Origin of the sequence: Rhizobium sp. NXC14, from assembly GCF_002117485.1 — a bacterium.
Classification (GTDB): domain Bacteria; phylum Pseudomonadota; class Alphaproteobacteria; order Rhizobiales; family Rhizobiaceae; genus Rhizobium.
In genome coordinates this window covers 3,386,687-3,403,171 of record NZ_CP021030.1, presented here as the reverse complement: position 1 = coordinate 3,403,171, position 16,485 = coordinate 3,386,687, and the positions used below count along the sequence as shown (strand labels likewise).

Annotated in this window: 14 protein-coding genes and 2 pseudogenes; 4 read left to right on the top strand and 12 right to left on the bottom strand. The window is 59.2% G+C overall.

Annotated elements, in window-relative coordinates:
* Window positions 1–144: 144 nt before the first annotated feature.
* Window positions 145–1,125, bottom strand: a complete 981-nt coding sequence (locus NXC14_RS16705) for an NAD-dependent epimerase/dehydratase family protein (protein WP_085779090.1) — start codon at window positions 1,123–1,125, stop codon at window positions 145–147.
* Window positions 1,126–1,495: 370 nt separating this feature from the next.
* Window positions 1,496–2,650, bottom strand: coding sequence for a class C beta-lactamase (gene ampC / locus NXC14_RS16700; protein WP_085779089.1), 1,155 nt, complete (start codon window positions 2,648–2,650; stop codon window positions 1,496–1,498).
* A gap of 132 nt (window positions 2,651–2,782) precedes the next feature.
* Here ampC and NXC14_RS16695 point away from each other — a divergent pair, with 132 nt between their 5' ends.
* Window positions 2,783–3,658 (top strand): LysR family transcriptional regulator, encoded by an 876-nt coding sequence (locus NXC14_RS16695; protein WP_085779088.1) that lies wholly within the window; start codon window positions 2,783–2,785, stop codon window positions 3,656–3,658.
* Between the two features lie 42 nt (window positions 3,659–3,700).
* On the opposite strand, the gene NXC14_RS16690 is transcribed toward NXC14_RS16695, so the two are convergent.
* A complete protein-coding gene (locus NXC14_RS16690) occupies window positions 3,701–4,690 on the bottom strand; it encodes a sugar-binding protein (RefSeq protein WP_085779087.1) in 990 nt (329 codons plus the stop codon).
* A 48-nt stretch (window positions 4,691–4,738) separates the two neighbouring features.
* Window positions 4,739–5,719, bottom strand: coding sequence for an NAD(P)-dependent oxidoreductase (locus tag NXC14_RS16685; RefSeq protein WP_085779086.1), 981 nt, complete (start codon window positions 5,717–5,719; stop codon window positions 4,739–4,741).
* 306 nt (window positions 5,720–6,025) lie between these two features.
* Here NXC14_RS16685 and NXC14_RS16680 point away from each other — a divergent pair, with 306 nt between their 5' ends.
* A complete protein-coding gene (locus NXC14_RS16680; protein WP_245362101.1) occupies window positions 6,026–6,703 on the top strand; it encodes an ATP-binding cassette domain-containing protein in 678 nt (225 codons plus the stop codon).
* 34 nt (window positions 6,704–6,737) lie between these two features.
* Window positions 6,738–7,736 (top strand): ABC transporter permease, encoded by a 999-nt coding sequence (locus NXC14_RS16675; RefSeq protein WP_085779084.1) that lies wholly within the window; start codon window positions 6,738–6,740, stop codon window positions 7,734–7,736.
* 91 nt (window positions 7,737–7,827) lie between these two features.
* Here the strand turns inward: NXC14_RS16675 and NXC14_RS16670 are convergent, their stop codons facing one another.
* The 4 genes from NXC14_RS16670 to NXC14_RS16655 form a co-directional block, all read right to left on the bottom strand.
* The gene (locus NXC14_RS16670) at window positions 7,828–8,154 is read right to left on the bottom strand and encodes a GYD domain-containing protein (protein ID WP_085779083.1); all 327 of its coding nucleotides are present in this window, start codon (window positions 8,152–8,154) and stop codon (window positions 7,828–7,830) included.
* 140 nt (window positions 8,155–8,294) lie between these two features.
* A complete protein-coding gene (locus NXC14_RS16665) occupies window positions 8,295–9,122 on the bottom strand; it encodes a DUF1236 domain-containing protein (RefSeq protein WP_085780157.1) in 828 nt (275 codons plus the stop codon).
* A 97-nt stretch (window positions 9,123–9,219) separates the two neighbouring features.
* Window positions 9,220–9,615: a DUF1236 domain-containing protein gene (locus NXC14_RS16660; protein WP_085779082.1), complete on the bottom strand. Its 396-nt coding sequence runs from the start codon at window positions 9,613–9,615 to the stop codon at window positions 9,220–9,222.
* A gap of 124 nt (window positions 9,616–9,739) precedes the next feature.
* Complete coding sequence (locus NXC14_RS16655) at window positions 9,740–10,012, bottom strand: BON domain-containing protein (protein ID WP_085779081.1); 273 nt, start codon at window positions 10,010–10,012, stop codon at window positions 9,740–9,742.
* 277 nt (window positions 10,013–10,289) lie between these two features.
* Between NXC14_RS16655 and NXC14_RS16650 the strand changes: the two genes are divergently transcribed.
* Complete coding sequence (locus NXC14_RS16650; RefSeq protein ID WP_085780156.1) at window positions 10,290–10,571, top strand: DUF982 domain-containing protein; 282 nt, start codon at window positions 10,290–10,292, stop codon at window positions 10,569–10,571.
* A 611-nt stretch (window positions 10,572–11,182) separates the two neighbouring features.
* Here NXC14_RS16650 and NXC14_RS16645 read toward each other — a convergent pair.
* The 4 genes and pseudogenes from NXC14_RS16645 to NXC14_RS16635 form a co-directional block, all read right to left on the bottom strand.
* Window positions 11,183–12,582, bottom strand: a pseudogene (locus NXC14_RS16645) (DUF882 domain-containing protein).
* A gap of 560 nt (window positions 12,583–13,142) precedes the next feature.
* Window positions 13,143–14,021 (bottom strand): SGNH hydrolase domain-containing protein, encoded by an 879-nt coding sequence (locus tag NXC14_RS33420; protein WP_245362163.1) that lies wholly within the window; start codon window positions 14,019–14,021, stop codon window positions 13,143–13,145.
* Window positions 14,022–14,183: 162 nt separating this feature from the next.
* Window positions 14,184–15,080: pseudogene (locus tag NXC14_RS33415) on the bottom strand (acyltransferase); the annotation flags it as partial.
* A 596-nt stretch (window positions 15,081–15,676) separates the two neighbouring features.
* A complete protein-coding gene (locus NXC14_RS16635) occupies window positions 15,677–16,003 on the bottom strand; it encodes a hypothetical protein (protein WP_085779080.1) in 327 nt (108 codons plus the stop codon).
* Window positions 16,004–16,485: the final 482 nt, after the last annotated feature.

Below are 16,485 nucleotides of genomic sequence, written 5' to 3'. Positions count from 1 at the left end.
ATCAATACACTCTCGATCGAACCCTTGAGCCGTGCGCATCGAGCCTAAATCGAGATCGATCTTCGAAAAGCACGATGCGCGGGTTCAGAATATCGGCGCCCTTCGCGCGTCCGAAAGGCCGCGAGCCGCCCGAAGCCGTCAGCATCAACGATGCGCGCTGCGCAGCCGTGATGATTGCTTCTCAGCCTTCATTTTTTCCCTGAACCATTCGAGCGTCCGGGCCACGCCTTGCTCGTAACTGATCTTACACGACCACTCGGGCATGACGTAGTTCGCATTGCTGAGGTCCGGCCGCCGGTTGGTGGGATCCTGCGGGGGTGACGGCTCGAACACGATGGGCGCGCCGCCGACGAGGCGGGAGACATATTGCGCGACCTCGAGAACCGAAATCTCGCGATCGTTGCCGATATTCAGTGGCCCCTTATAGTCGGTTTGGTTTATCCAGAAATAGCGGGCGAAACCGTCGACAATATCGTCGACATAGCCCCAGCTGCGGGATTGCAGACCGTCGCCGAACACCGTGATCGGGCGGCCAGAAAGCGCCTGGGTGATGAAGTTGGAGACCGCCCGCCCATCGTCGGCGCGGGTTCTCGGGCCATAAATGTTGAAGGGACGGATGACCTTGACGTCGAGCCCCTGGGTGCGCTGCATCTCGAACAGCAGCGATTCCGTGCAGCGCTTGCTCTCGTCGTAGGACGAGCGTGGGCCGGTACAGTCGACCTGGCCCTTGTAGGATTCCGGCTGCGGCGAGACGAGCGGATCGCCATAGACTTCGGACGACGAGGTAAAGCCGAAACGACCCCCCTTTTTCAGGAGATCGAGAAGCCGCATTGCCCCGAGAAGATTGGCGGAAATCGTCCGCTTCGGCTCCTTCATATACCAGGGCGGCGATGCGGGAGAGGCGAGATGGTAGATTTCGTCGAATTTATCGGAGGTCTGCAGGTTTTCGACATCCGATTTCACGAAGTGGAAACGCGGGTCTTTGATGTGTTCGATATTTTCGAAAAGTCCGGTCCAAAGATTGTCGACAACAACGAGTTTCTGAACGTCAGTCCGAAGCAGAAGTCGATCGCACAGATGCGATCCGATGAAACCAGCTCCGCCCGAAATCAATACAGTTTTCATTTGCATTGCCCCTGATGACTTCAAGAAAGGTAGTTGTTTATTAGCATTCTCTATGAGGACTGGCAATTGCTTAGAGAAATTCTAGGAAATACTCGCGCATTAATCTTAATTATTAATTTGCATTACTCCCGGTGGTAGCAGCGCCCTGTGTGCTGGGGGCGAGATTGCGGTCGTTGGACATACGCCGCAGCCGGCTCGGCCACAGCATGTCCGGCCGCCAAGGGTCTATCACAAGGGTGCGGTCGCGCATCGGGCTAAAGTCCGACGCGAGACGAGCACGCTGATTCAGAGCGTTGCCCTCCGTGTGCTTCAAGGTCCGACGGGTGAACAGCCGCTTTGGGTCCGTCACGCCGACTGCGCCCATTTCCGATCACTCGGCCGTAAGTGCGGTCAATATCCGATAGGCTGCGGCAATCCGATCCTCGTTCGGATAGTTTTTATTGGCCAGAATTGCGATTCCAAGGCGCTCCTGCGGAATGAAGGCGACATAGGCGCCGAACCCGTTGGTCGAGCCGGTCTTGTTGATCCAGACGTCGTCACGCGGCTTCATCGGCGGCCGCAGTTCAGAAACCGGAATGGTCTTCAGCATCGCAGGCGAATTGCCTTCGAGCAGGCTCGCCAGGGTGGCGGGATAGGCGTATTGCTCCCAGATCAGATCCTGGGTCATCGCCCCGACGCTGAAATATCCGGTATGGGTACTGGTAATCGCTTGCTGCAGTGTTCCGTCGAGCTTGACCAGGCCCATATTGGCGCCGACGAAGCGGATCATGTCGCCGGCCGTCGATCTCACGCCATAGGCTTCCGAGGAGAGCAGGGCCGGCGTCAGCCGCGCCGGCTCGCCATTGCGCTTATACCCTTGAGCATAATCGGCCATCCGCGATTTCGGCACATTGATATAAGTGCTCTCTAATCCGAGAGCGGCAAACAGCTTGCCTTCCATAAGGGCGGCGAAATCGCCGCCCATGGCCTTCGCGGTCATATAACCGAGCATGCCGATGCTCGGATTGGCGTAACTTCTCTGCGTCCCTGCCGCATAAGAGGGCTGCCAGGCGGCGAAATAGGAAAGCAGCTGCTTTTCGGTCTTGACGTCATCGGGCAGCTGCAGCGGAAATCCGCCGGCGGCATGGGTGGCGAGATTGATAAGCACGACATCGCCGAACGGCTTGCCCTTCATCGCCGGCAGATATGTGCTCACCTTGCGGTCAAGCGAAAACGCGCCCTTCGCGTCAGCGTAAGATGCCAGCGTCGCAGTGAAAGTCTTGCTGATCGATCCGAGTTCGAACAGCGTCGTCGGCGCCACCGGCCGGCCGGTCTCCTTCGATTCTACGCCATAAGTGAAGACGTACTGCTCTCCATCGACGGTGATGCCGACGGCAATGCCCGGGATGGCGTTTTTCTCCATCACCGGCTTGATCGCGGCGTCGGCGATCGCCCTCACTTTCGCGGCATCGGCGGCAAAGCCGCTTGCGCAAGTGCATGCCGAGATCAAAGCGGCCGATAAAATTCCTATCCCAACTTTCTTCATATCAATCATCTCCACATCGCCAGGGCGGTTGATACAAGCGCAAAAATGCGCCGGGGAGGGGATTTAGCTGCCCTGTTTCACGACCACAAACGATGATATCTCGCAGCAGCCACAAGAATTTCTAGGGCTCACATGGTTCGGCAATTCCTTCCCCTGAACGGCCTCAGGGCTTTCGAAGCCTCCGCGCGGCATCTGAGCTTCACCCGCGCTGCAATCGAGCTCTGCGTCACCCAGGCGGCCGTCAGCCAGCAGGTCAAGGGCCTGGAGAAGCGGTTGGGGGTGGCGCTGTTCCAGCGCCTTCCCCGCGGCTTGAAGATCACCGCGGAAGGCGAAGCGCTGCTGCCGACGGTCACAGCCTCCTTCGACCAGATGGCGATGACGCTCGACAGGATCGAGGCCGGGCAGGTGCGCGAACTCATGTTCCTCGGTGTTGTCGGAACCTTCGCCGTCGGCTGGCTCCTGCCGCGGCTTGCGGGCTTCCAGCGCCGGCATCCCTTCATCGATCTGCGCATTTCCACCAACAACAACCGCGTCGATCCGGCGGCGGAAGGGCTCGATTTCGCCATCCGCTTCGGCAGCGGCTCATGGCACGGCACTGAGGCGCAGCGCCTGTTCGAAGCGCCGCTTTCGCCTCTTTGCACCCCGAAACTGGCAGATGATCTCCGATCGCCGGCAGACCTTGCCGGAGCGACGCTGCTTCGTAGCTACCGCACGGATGAGTGGAGCACCTGGTTTCAGGCCGCGGGCGTGCCGCCGGCCGCCCAGGTCAATGCCGGCATCGTCTTCGATTCCTCCGTTGGCATGATGGAGGCGGCCCTCCAGGGGCTTGGCGTAGCGCTCGCCCCGCCCTCGATGTTTTCAAGGCACCTCTGCTCGGGCGCGATCGTGCAGCCTTTCGCCACCGCCATCTCGCTCGGAAGCTATTGGCTGACGCGCCTGCAGTCGCGGCCGGTCTCGGCGGCCATGCGTGCTTTTTCCGACTGGATCTTTTCGGAGATCGAAAGGTAGTCCAGGGGAGCGCCCACCGGAATGGGCGCTCCGAACGCGGCGTCATTTCTGGATGCAGGTGTCGACCGTATCCTTGGTGCACTCGTCCAGTCCGGTAAAGACAGGATCATCGACCTTCTTGCCCGAGATCAGGTCCATCATCACGGTCGGCGCCTTGTAGCCCATTTCGAAAGGCCGCTGGCCGACGAGCGCGGTTACCAGGCCCTCCTTGGCGATCGCCACTTCGTCTCCGATGGTGTCGGCGGCGCCGATGACGAACTCGTTCTTGGCGATCTTGTCGGCCATCGGCTTGAAAAGGTCGCGATAGGGCTGCGGAGCGCCGAACAGCGGCCAGCCGCCCATGATACCAAAGGCGTCGAGGTCGGGATTGGCGGCGAGGATGTCGGTCATCGCCTGCACGCCCTTGGCGCCGTCGTCATTGGTAAAGACCGGGCAGCCCGCCACCTCGGTCCAGCCACCTTCACCCTTAAGGGCGTCGAGTCCCTTCTTGCCGCTCAACGTGTCACGCATGCCCTGGGCGCGGCGCAGGATGTTGTCGGCGCCGGGATTGCCTTCGATGGTGCAGATCTTGCCGCCCTTCGGCTTGGCCTTCTTGATGTATTCGCCGATCCGCGCCCCCATCAGATAGTTGTCGGTGCCGAGATAGGTCTTGCGCAGCGCGGAATCTTCCGCCGCAAGATCGGCATCAAGGGTCATGACGGGCACGCTCGGGTTGGCGGTCTTCAGCGTCTGGGCGATCAGCTTGGCGTTCGACGGCGATATGGCAATCGCCGCCGTATCGGCCTTGCCGAGCATATCCTGGACAATCTGCGCCTCGCCGGCTTCATCCGAGGTCGATGCCGGGCCGGTATAGAAGCATTCATATTCGGCCGAAGCGTTTTCCTTGTTCCACTTCTGGCAACCCTGGTTGATCGCTTCAAAGAACGGGTTGTCGAGGCCCTTGACGACAATGACCAGCTGCTTCTTGGCGGCAAGGGCCTGACCGGCCGTCAACGCCAGGACTGCAGCTGTAAGCAATAATGCCTTCCTCATAGCTTCCTCCCATTGAAAAAGACGGGCGCTTCTGCACCCGCCGCGTTATCAACCTGGATACCAGACGACCCGAGGCTCCTCCTTCGAACGCTGGTAGTCCCAAGCCGAATTGATCAGCTTTTCCAGATCGTAGACCGGCTTCCAGTCCAGCAGATATCTGGCCTTGCTGTTGTCCATCCAGTTCGAGTAATATTCGCTCGGAATGTCGATGGAGCCGAGCCCGCGCGTGCGGGCGAGACAAGCGGCGACCTCGCCGTAATCGACCGGCCGATCCATCGCGATGTTGAAAAGCTGCCCCACGGCGCGCGGATTGTCGATCGCCGCCAGAATCGCCGAGACGAGATCGTCGACATGGACGAAATTGCGCTTCAGCGGCCGCCCGTCGGCATCGCGCAACAGCGGCACCGTGCCGTCGCGCGCATAACGTTCCGCATCGGCCGGCGGCACCAGACTCTTCCAGTCCGGCCCGCCGAAGACATCGTCGCCGAAGGAGAGCGTATATTTGAAATCGTCCTTCTCCATGATCCAGGGCGCCCGCAGGCAGCAGCTGTTGATGCCATACTGGATGGCGAACTGCTCGAGCATCACCTCTTCCAGCACCTTGGAGAGCGCGTAGCAGCCGGGATAGGCGCGATGCGGCGTCTTTTCGGTCACCGGCCCGTCGTGACGATAGAAGAAATGGCCGACGCCGGCATCGCCGCCGATCAAGATGAACTGCCGCGCCGTCGGGCTTAGGCGAAAGGTCTCGAGCAGCCAGAACAGCCCCTTGACGGTAACATCCATCACATCGTCGGGCGTTTCCTTGCAGGTGGCGAGATGCAGGACATGGGTGACACCCGCCATCGCCGCTGTCACGACGGCGCTGTCGGCGATCGAGCCTTTGATGACCTCGATACGATCGGTTTCTTCAAGCACACGATTGTGACACAGCGCGCGGATGCGCGCTTTGGAAAATCTTGGCTCGTCAAGCAGCTCAGTTATGAAGCGCCGCCCGACCTTGCCCGTAGCCCCGGTGACAAGGATCAGCATGCTCTCTCTCCCAGCAACAGCTAATATCTACCCGTTTCCGGCGTCAATCTGTATTTGCGCGGCGAAGTAGATTTTTGCTTTGGCAGGCGCTTGGCGCGGACAATTGATTGACCATTCTTCAGGCTTTTGCATAAATGAGCATAATCGCTTTCCGGGAGGAGATCGGCAAAGCGAGATCGAGGCGTCTGGCGGCCAGCAGGCCCGGACGGTAGGTCTGCGGCATCAGGGGAGGGTGGTCGGCTGGTAGCGGTTCTCGAGCTCACCAATATTTCTAAGCATTTCGGCGCCATCCAGGCGGTGAACGATGTGTCGTTTACGCTCGAAGCCGGCCAGGTCGTCGGTCTGATGGGCGATAACGGCGCGGGAAAGAGCACGCTGGTCAAGATGATCGCCGGCAACTTCCGGCCGAGCGAGGGCACGATGCGGCTCGACGGCAAGGAGATCGTCATGCACCGGCCGGTCGAGGCGCGCCAGCATGGCATCGAGATCGTCCATCAGGATCTGGCGCTCTGCAACAATCTGACGGCCGCCGCCAATGTCTTCCTCGGCCGGGAGCTCCGCCGCGGCATCGGTCCGTTCCGCGTGCTCGATTACAAGACGATGTACAGGCGCGCCGGCGAGATCTTCAAGGAGCTGAAATCGGAAACCCGCCCGCGTGACCTCGTCAAGCAGATGTCGGGCGGCCAGCGGCAGGCGGTGGCGATCGGCCGCACCATGCTGTCGGAAGCGAAGATCGTGCTGATGGACGAGCCGACCGCTGCGATTTCGGTCCGCCAGGTGGCGGAGGTCTTGAACCTGATCCGCGAGCTGCGTGATCGCGGCATCGCGGTCGTGCTGATCAGTCACCGCATGCCCGACGTCTTTACCGTCGCCGATCGGGTGATCGTCATGCGCCGCGGCCGGAAAGTCGCCGACAAATCAATTGCGGCGAGCTCGCCGGAGGAAGTGACGGGTCTCATAACAGGCGCCATCGAACAGGTTTGAGCGGCGTGGAACCGGGCAGAAAAGAAGGTCAGCAATGGCAGTTACCCTCGATCAGACGATTGCGCAGAGAGAGCGAAGCCGGCTTTCGGAGTTCGTCGGCAGTCAGACCTTCTGGGTGCTGATCGCCGTCATCCTCGCCTGCCTCTTCCTGTCCTTTGCCACGGATTCCTTTGCGACGGCGAAGAACCTCTACAACATCACCCGGAACGTCACCTTCGTCGCCATCATCGCGCTCGGCATGACGCTGGTCATCATCACCGGCGGCATCGACCTCTCCGTCGGCTCGGTGCTCTGCCTCTGCAGCATGGTGCTGGCTGTCACCATGCATGCCGGTTACGGCATCGAAATCGGCATAGCGGCCGCGATCGGCACGGCGCTTGTCGTCGGCGCTTTCAATGGCGTTATGATCGCCTATCTCGATTTCCCGCCCTTCGTGGTGACGCTTGGCATGCTGTCGGTGGCGCGCAGCCTCGCCATGGTCGCCTCCAACAACACCGTCGTTTTCCAGTTCGGTCCCGATCACGACAAGCTCCTGGCGCTCGGCGGCGGCGCCTGGTTTCTCGGCATCGCCAATCCTGTCCTCTACATGATCATTCTGGCGCTTCTGACCGGCTTCGTGCTGCGCTGGACGCGGTTCGGCCGCTATATCTTCGCCATCGGCGGCAATGAACACGCCGCGACACTGACCGGCGTTCCGGTGCGTCGCATCAAGGTCGCCGTCTACATGATTTCGGCGCTGTCGGCCGGCATTGCCGGCATCGTCCAGACCGGCTGGCTCGGCGCCGTCACCACCAATATCGGGGCCGGCATGGAACTGCAGGTCATCGCCGCCGCCGTCATTGGCGGCGCCAATCTCGCCGGCGGCGTCGGCACCGCCTTCGGCGCCCTGGTCGGTGCGGCTCTGATCGAAGTGATCCGCAACAGCCTCGGTCTGCTCGGCATCAACGCCTTCTGGCAGGGGACTTTTATCGGCGGCGCGATCGTGCTGGCGGTGCTGTTCGATCGGATCCGGAATTTCAGGCAGAGCGAATAGGCTGCGGTTCTTCGACAGCAGCATGCGTAAACAATGAACTGAAGCGCGAGCGGATCCGAAAGGCCTCGGCGCGCTTTGATGCTACCGCAACCTAGGCTGCCGGCGGGCGGTATCGGATCGACTTCGCTCTTTCCAGGGCCTGGATCGTGTCCTCGACTTCGAGCAGCACGGTGGTCTCGATCGAGCTGAGCGCGCCGCCGGCGCCGATCGCAAGCGTGACGGCCGCCATCGATACGTTGTCGGGCGCCTCCCACAAATTCCATCCGTCATGCTCGCCAAAGGCATACCAGAACCCATGGAGTTTGCCGCCCACGGATTCGATGTAGCTGCGTGCCGCCTCGCGGCGATCCTCAGGCTTTTCGATCATGCGCGCCCAGGTTTCGGGCGTATAGCTGAAGCGTGTGAGATACATGGCCATGGTCTGCTTCCTCCGCCAGAGCGATAGAGTAGACGCTCAAGCCGGAAGGAAGGCCAGTCACTCAATGTGCGTATTGGATGGAGGGTGTGGTGGGCCGCCCGGCGGCGAAAAAGACGCCGCCGGAATCTGCGTGTTAGGCCTTAGGCCTCGATGATATAGACGATCGTCAGAGCATTCGGATCGACGATGACGATCCGGCCATCCGCAAGGATGAAGAAGCGATAGCCTTCATACTGCGGAACGATCTTGACGATGCGCGGCGGCAATGGTTCGAGCCGCACCTTCTTCGGGATTTTCACCCCGACGGAGACCGTGAAGTCCACTTCCTTCACCGGTGCGACATGGACCTCCTTCACCACCGATCGAATTTCAGTCTGCTGTTCGACCGAGATGTTGACGTTGGTGGTGTTCGAAGTCTGCTTGTTCGTTGTCGTGTTGTTGTTGACGTTGGTTTCCGACGAGCTCTTGTTTGTCGTCGTCGCATTCTGATCAGTCGACTGCTTGGTCGCGTCGCCGCTCTGCGTAGTGCTGCCTTTTGTGCCTGTGGTGGCGGAGCCGCTGGTATCGGTCGTGCCGGATTTGGCGGTGGGCTTCTGTTCGGTGGTGGTGGCGCCGCTGGCGTCCGGCGATGCGGGCTTGGTTTCCGTCGAAGCCTTGCCCGAGGTGCTTCCGCTCGTCGAACCGTTGTCGTTGGAAGGCTGTTCAGCACTCTTTTTCATGTCGGAGCCCTGGCCGGATTTCTGCTGCGTCGTCTGGCCCTTGCCCTGCGGGCAGGCCCCGGAAGCATCGGGGGTGCAGTCGGTCTTGCCGGCCCCGGATTGCGAGCCGGAATCCGTGCTTTGAGAACCGGACTGGGTCTGGCCGCTGCTCTTTGTGGTGTCCTGCTGGGCCGCGGCCGGCAGTGTCGCAAGCGGCGATACGCCGAGCGACAGCGCTGCCAGAAGCATGGCGAGATGGTTGCTTTTCATGATCATTCTCCGAAGCTCGAACAGGCGGTACCGCCCGCATTCTCATGCGTGACATGCGCGCCCTGATTGTTGGAATGGCGGCTTTGCCGCCCGTCTGTCACTCGATGACCTGGATGACCGTCCGCGAGGAAGGTTCGACGATCACACGCTGATCGTTGACGATCGCATAGGCATATTTCGGATCGTCAGGAATTGGCGTCGCGACGACTGTCTCCGGCAGGGGCTGCCCGACGACAACCTTCTCCTTCACCACGACGCGTTCAGCCGGGGCGGGAGCCTGCTCGACATAGGTCACCACCTTTGGCGGCGGCGGATCGATGACGCTGCCTGCGACGCCGCCGACGATGCCGCCGACAGCAGCACCCACCGGGCCGCCGACGATGGCACCCGTCGCGGCGCCTCCGACCGCGCCTGTGACCGTCGACTGCTGCGCAAAGGCAGAGGTCGAGGCCAACAGGAGACCAGCGGCAATTCCTACTGCTTTGATATTCATCAATGTTCCTCCTTTGATGCGGTTGGTTCCGCTGGCGTACCAACCGGATAATGGAGGAACGGTTCCGGAGTTAGGACTAGAGGCCGGGGCTTAGCCGACCTTGGTCCTAGTCGCCGACCCCTCGCTACTGCGTGGAGAAACGGCTCAGCATCCGGTCGTGGACATTCTCCTCACCGACGATCATCGCCGCAAGCGCGATGGCTTTGTCGCGGTCGGCGGGCTTGGTAATATAGCCTTCAAGCAGCACGACAGGACCGAGCATCCTGACCTCGATAGCGCTGCTGTCGATGTCGGGATCAGCGGAAAGGGCTGCTTCGATTGTGGCGACGGTTGCTGCCGAACTGTGGCCTTGCGAAAAGCGCTCTTCATGGTTGTTGTTATCGGGGCCGAACTTCATCTCCTCCTCCCGTTCCGCCCCTCCACGGACCTACAGGTTACATGACTCTGTTATATGAACAGCCGCTGCCGCCCTTCCAGTCCGACTTAGGTCCGGCTTTTCCCCTGCATCACCTGCCTTAGATGCTTCCCGTCCGATTGAAGGGACATCTCAGGAAGGTTTTGGTCTGTCGCGAAACACCGTCGAGACCTCCTGCCAAAGCGCCAACCTGCCGAACCCGGCGCCTGCGTTTGAGCGGATGAGGAAGGCTTCTTGTGAGGTGAAGCAACGAATGGCAATACAGACGGTCGGAATTGTAGACTGGCACACAAGCGAAGACTTCGCGCCTCTGATGCTTGTGATGGGCGGTCAGGAAAAACACAGGCTGGTCCGGTCGCTCGGTGAGGTCGCAGGCGCGCTTGTCGCCGCCTGGCCGACGGATGACGGCCGGGAATATATAGCGGCTGTAAAGACCTGCCTTGACGCGATCCAGGGCAATATTTCGCCCGATATGGCGCGCGCCGCCCTCATTCGCGCCGCGGAGGAAGCCGGAATACGGGTGATCGCGGTCGTTCACTGAGACAGTGAGATGAGCCGCCGGCATATGCACAGCGCCACTCGGCCGGATGAAAGGGTGGAGCGGCCGGCGTCGGCTCGGCCGCTGCCCTGCCGCAGCTCGCAATCGGATCTCGGAAGGTTTTGTCGAGGTATTGTGGATCGCACAGGGCATAGGGGTGCGCGCGGAGACAGGAGAGGCTCCTTCTGCGCGATCCGAAGCAAGAAACGCCCGCGGGTCGCAAGAGTTTCCGTACGGTGCCGTACCGAGCAAAGTACTTCTGCAAAAAAAAGCCCCGCTGGATTGCGGGGCTGCGAAGTTGGAAAGGACAAATGCGAAGTCGACTGACCGACGATCACATCCGCACTCTTAACTCACCGGCATTGAAGAAGTTCCTACGGCTTATGATCTTGTTGATACGGCTCATAAGCGCTGAGCGAGTGATGATATATTTCAAACCTCGCGTTGATATTTTAATCGCTCTATTGATTCGATCGGGAACGGAGACAAGAGCATCTCTGCTATTGCCGTGTCGCCATTAGCTCTCCGCCATTGTACCCACAGCACCGGAGCACTTCTCTGACGCAAGCTTAGAAACGACTTCTGGCCCCTATGCATCTATCGTTTTTCGGTGGTCAACCCTCCGGGAGCGACGAAAACCGGCTGGCGTCGAACGGACCTGTGGCGGCGACCGGAACGGTGTTCTCGTCTGAAGCCGCGACATTCGCCTCGCGATGGACCGTGCGTGGGGAAAGGCGAGGCGCGCTCAATCCAATCGCCGCGCCGGGAGAATGCAGCGCCCATTGCATCAGCGCCGCTTCTGACGTCGATGCAAGGAAATCTGCTTCTTCCCAGGAAGCGGTCATCGGCAGGGAGGCGATCATGTCGGTACCCTGCCTGGAGGTCTGCTGGGCGGCAACGACGGGATGGAAGCGCGCGTGAGCCGGCAATGCGGGCGGGCGTCTCTCCGGAAGTGCCGCAATCGGGCCGATCGAGGCAGTCACCAGCCTGTCGTCCGCGCCCGAGTCCTGCGCCAGGGCGAGGGGGCGCATCGCCGGTATCGGAATCGGGAGAGATGAAAGATCGGGAGCGGAGCCTTTGTCATCTCGCTCGACCGCGCCGGTCTGTTGCGCCAGCGCGTTCAAGGCCCGGCTTTTCGGCGTCGGCAGCAGCGCGGTGGTGCCGCCGCTTGGCGTGGTGGAGGCTCCCGCGTCTTCGTCTTCTCCGGCGGTGCTGGCGATCTCGATCGAGGTGGAGCTGACGCGTTTCCTGTAGTTCGCAACCGCCTGATTATATCCCGGCAGCGGCCGGCCATCTGCCGGAAGATGCATCGTTTTCCCATTCGGGAATATACGCGCGAGTTCCTGCCGGGACATGCGGGGCCAGGCCCGGACATTGCCGACGTCGAGATGCACGAAGGGGGATCCCGAGGTCGGATAATAGCCGACACCGCCGACCTGCATCTGCATGGCAATGGCACGCAGCGTCGCAAGCTTCACGCCGGGAACGTAGAAATCCATCGCCTTGCCCAGCATGTGCTGGCTCTTCTTGGCGACGCCAGTGCTGCGCGAACGGTTGCGCAGCATGTTGTTGGTGGCTGGGGAACGATAGGCGGAGACGACGTGGATATAATCCTTGCCGCCGCTCTTCTTATACACCTCCCAGACCAGGTCGAGCAGCCGCGGATCCATCCGAGTCGGCTCATCCTTCGCCAGTCGCGCAGAAACCGGTTGATCTGGGCAAGGCCCCTGGAATCGAACTTTCCATCCCGCTTGTAGGTGATCGTGGCCCTCTCGCCGGTGTGGGTGAAGAAAAGCTTCAGCGCCCGATCTTCCGCCGATGCAAGGGATGCAGAACCGGCAAGTGCCGGCAGCGCAAAGAGAGCCGGCAGAATGGTCTGTGCCGCGAAGCGTTTGGCCCGCGACAGGAGCGCGGCAATTCCGCCCAAGGCTTCACCCGACAAACCCTGTGAATACTCCAACACGAACAATCCCGTCCCACACCAAACATTCGACGGCGGGCGGAAACCTCCCATCCATCAGGCCCAGTAAAGCCAGCTTATGGTCAACAAATTGCTAACAGGCGGATGCGCAAGCGAAGGCTTAGGGCGGAAACAGTTGCCTCGAAAATCTTCATCTTGTTTGTTTCGCCTGCAATCAGAAGCGTCGGACCAGGAAGGCCAAGCCGACGTGGCTGTCTATCAAGGCTAGATTGATGCGAACTTTGGCGATGTAGCGGCGGGCCGTGCGGCCGGGGCACGGGCCATTTCCGGCGCCTCGCAGCCGTCATTCTAACGTAGATCACCTTACGCCCAATCGTGATCTCGCTGTCAATTTTAACTACTGTCATAATCGAAAGGAACGACCGACCGGATAAATTCAATCGCAAAATACGAGCAATATCGAGGATCGGATGCGACGGCTCCACCGGTCGGGCAGAGAAGGCAAAGATCCTCAGCAACGTCTGGTATGGGACGGAAGTGGAGGGCGCTTGTCGTGTGCTTCTAGCTCGTGCGCATGAGCACCATCTCAACGATGGTATACGAAGGTCCGGACTTGAACACCGAGCTCATCGTCCCTTGTGTCGGAGCACCGCCTAATTTGATGGAGAGGCGGAAGACGCGGGACCAGCGTTCGGCTCAGAACTTGCCGTTCGTTCGGCTTGGCTGGGGTGCGGCGGTACCAGGAAATCGAGCAGACCGTTGCTGCGTAGATCGGCGGTTTTCTTTTCCAGAATGTCACCAATCAACGTCGTCAGAAATTCGGCTGTCATATGGTTCCAGTCTGTGATGAATGGAACACCCCTGCTGCTGGTGAGGCATTTCTCCTTGTCATAATCGCAGTGAAGCTTGACGATATCGACGTAGGTGAACGGAAGACCGGAGGGGAAAAAGGGCAGTTGCTCTAAAGGCTGGTTGGCCGGCGGATAGCTCGCCGATCGCAGGCAGATAGAGGCGTCGGATTTTCTCTGAAACATCAGCCCCAGGCACGAGTGCAATTCGTCGAGCTGGAAGTAATTTCCGAACACGAAAACGCGCGCATTATCCGAGTGGCTTTTCATCCAGGAAATAAGCTCGAACCTGAACGGGTTGACGGTGTATTCGAAAGGCCGAAGGCTCGTGAGGAAGATCGCTTTCGTTCGGCTGAGCAATGATTTGTCGTTGATATATTTTTCAAAGGGAATGCAGTATTTGTCGTAGATGCTGGCGCGTGAGGGGGCCTTCACACTATCGTTCTTGATCTCAACCATGCAGTTCAAATAGCTGAGCGCCACGACTTGATACCGATCGGTATCGACGTAATTTTTCAGCGCAATCGACCAATTTCTGGCGTGCGAGTCCCCAATGATGAAGATAACGGGCTTCTCAGCTTGAATGTTGTCGTTCAAGCTTAGAAAAGTGCTTTCGAGCCGTGCTTCGTCCGCCTGCGCGACAGGTGAATAGACTTCATCCAGCCTGTGAGGAAAACCGGCCATCGTGATTGCTGAAAGGACAGCAGCTGCGATGGTTGCAACGGATGAGCTCAGGGTGATCCAGAGAGCGCGGCTTCTCCTGGTGTGGCGAAGCGGCTTTTCAATGACGACAAAGCTGATGACTGAGACCAGGACCGTCACTGCGATGGCGAGAAACTTGTCGCCATTGCCGAAATCCAAGCTTGTCAGCCGCCAGAAAGCGAAGACCGGATAATGCCACAAATATAAGGAGTAGGACACCAATCCGGTGAGCGCCGCGGGCCGAGAAGCCAGCAGGCGCCCGGCTGCGTGCTCACGGCTGGCGAATGCGAGCACAAGGCAGGTCCCGACGACGGGGATCACAGTGACCCGGCCAGGATGAACCGTATCCTTTCCAAACAAGATGAGCGAACCAACAACGAGGATAAGCCCGGCTGCCGCGAGCAACGGCTGGGGGCGAGGCTGTCCTCGCCTGAGTTCGTAATAGGCGAGCAGTGTTCCGGCCAGCAGCTCCCAGGCCCGGGTGAGCGGCGAATAGAAGGCCTGCTGCGGATCGTGCCGTACCGTGACGAAACAGAATACGAAGCTGAGGGCTGCCGCCACCAACACGCATGGCAAAAAGTTCGATTTCAAGTATCGGCGCACGATCAGCAACAAGACCGGAAAGGCGATATAAAACTGCTCTTCGACGCTCAGCGACCAGGTGTGAAGAAAAGGCTTGAGAAGGGTATTGGGCTCGCCGTACTGGGCCGCCGTAAAATAAAAATAGATATTCGATCCAAACAGCAGCGAAGAACCTACGGAGTTCGCCTAATCAGTGAGTTCCAACGGCAACAAAAAATAATAGGCGAAGGGCATCGTCCCGAAAATCACTGCGAACAACGCCGGCAGAATTCGCCGCGCACGACGGGCATAGAATTTCAGGAAATCGATACGCCCCGTCGCTTCGATTTCCGTCAGCAAAATCTGGGAAATCAGGAAGCCGCTGATCACAAAAAATACATCGACGCCGATATATCCACCAGAAAGCAGCGGGTGGCCGGCCACCGTGAACTCGGCGTGGTAAAGAATAACCGCGATCACCGATATGGCCCTGAGGCCATCAATCTCTGGTCTGTAAACCTTCAATGCGCCTGCCTTCGATGTCGAGAGTGTAGTTTGGTCGCGCGCAAGATTGGCGCTTTTGGGGCTGCCTAACACAGAGATCCTGGAGGGAGAACAGTAGGGCCTGATAAAAGATTTACGGGCGGGGCCGATTTCAATCTTTATTTTCTGCGCTGTTGTAAATCAGCATTCAGGGGCGCTCATTTGTTTTCCCGGTTGGCCCGCGCCAGCGGCGATGGAGTCTCTTACTTGAACAGCGCGGCGGTCGCCGCCTGTTTTCAAGAAGTGCCGCGACGGTATACTTCCGGCGGGGTGACGGGGAATCGTGGGGATTGAAAGCCTTGGCGATCACGAATAACGTCAACGAAATCGAGCGTGATTTCACGCTTCCAGTCCCCGCCGGGAGGTAAATGGCGTATTCTGGAGCAGGCGTCGCACTGTTTTCGGGAGATCGTTTTCCAAGGGCTCGCGGACACCTGGACGGGCTTGTGGCCCTGGCCGACCGGTCGCGTCGTCCGGTCGCATCCAATTCAATTGCCGGAGCCAGTTACGGCGATGGTCGGCTTTAAATACCCTCAGAAGTTCGGGCTTTCCTCGTAGCCTTCCAACTCTGGACATCCCCTGATGTTGCCGAAACCGATCGTTCGCCGGTCGCCCGATTCATCCAGGCCTCTGAGCACGATGATATTCTCATCCTGCTGCATGATCTCGCTGCGATAGATGCCGGCCCGAAGCGCACGGTTTTTCGCCTGACTTATATTGCATTGCCCGGGCGGCGGGGTGACATGCCAATATCTCGTGCCTTGCCCATCCGACTGCCATCCGCCAGAAGCGGCAAATCCCGACGCGCTGGATAGCAGCATGGCAGACGACAATATCAGGCTGGCTAGAACCGGTTTCATGCAATCTCCGTAAGCCGTGGCGTTTCCGTGATCCCCAGCGTCCATTTGTGCTGTTGCAACGGACAAACCGGGTTTCCGATAGTGTCGCTATGGTAGGTGACTTACGCTAACACCGTGCTAACGCGGGCTGCGGCCGCTATTCGCCGATATTGAAAACAACGAGTTTTCCGGAGTGGTTAGCATTGCGCTGCCGATATTGCCGTTTTGAGGAAGAGCGCAAAAGCCGACAATTCAACAATTTCGATAAGATGATGGCGCACCCGACAGGATTCGAACCTGTGACCTTTGGAATCGGAATTGGAAGACATAGGTTCTAACCATTTGATTTTTATAGTGCTGATTTCAGACTGCGCTAGGACTGCGCTAGAATTTGGCCGTCGCTTCAGATCTCAGATTAGCTCAGGCCGATTTTTCTGACACTATCGAAGAGCGTCATCGGAATTGGGAGAATGTTGTTCTAATTAATTGAATTTATTGGTTTT

Bases quoted from the DNA above. Each gene is read 5' to 3' on its own strand.
- NXC14_RS16675 (WP_085779084.1), top strand. From the start codon at position 6,738: ATGGCAGTTACCCTCGATCAGACGATTGCGCAGAGAGAGCGAAGCCGG.
- NXC14_RS16660 (WP_085779082.1), bottom strand. From the start codon at position 9,615: ATGAATATCAAAGCAGTAGGAATTGCCGCTGGTCTCCTGTTGGCCTCG.
- ampC (WP_085779089.1), bottom strand. From the start codon at position 2,650: ATGAAGAAAGTTGGGATAGGAATTTTATCGGCCGCTTTGATCTCGGCA.
- NXC14_RS16695 (WP_085779088.1), top strand. From the start codon at position 2,783: ATGGTTCGGCAATTCCTTCCCCTGAACGGCCTCAGGGCTTTCGAAGCC.
- NXC14_RS16685 (WP_085779086.1), bottom strand. From the start codon at position 5,719: ATGCTGATCCTTGTCACCGGGGCTACGGGCAAGGTCGGGCGGCGCTTC.
- NXC14_RS33420 (WP_245362163.1), bottom strand. From the start codon at position 14,021: ATGGCCGGTTTTCCTCACAGGCTGGATGAAGTCTATTCACCTGTCGCG.
- NXC14_RS16670 (WP_085779083.1), bottom strand. From the start codon at position 8,154: ATGGCCATGTATCTCACACGCTTCAGCTATACGCCCGAAACCTGGGCG.
- NXC14_RS16690 (WP_085779087.1), bottom strand. From the start codon at position 4,690: ATGAGGAAGGCATTATTGCTTACAGCTGCAGTCCTGGCGTTGACGGCC.
- NXC14_RS16665 (WP_085780157.1), bottom strand. From the start codon at position 9,122: ATGAAAAGCAACCATCTCGCCATGCTTCTGGCAGCGCTGTCGCTCGGC.
- NXC14_RS16705 (WP_085779090.1), bottom strand. From the start codon at position 1,125: ATGAAAACTGTATTGATTTCGGGCGGAGCTGGTTTCATCGGATCGCAT.
- NXC14_RS16655 (WP_085779081.1), bottom strand. From the start codon at position 10,012: ATGAAGTTCGGCCCCGATAACAACAACCATGAAGAGCGCTTTTCGCAA.
- NXC14_RS16635 (WP_085779080.1), bottom strand. From the start codon at position 16,003: ATGAAACCGGTTCTAGCCAGCCTGATATTGTCGTCTGCCATGCTGCTA.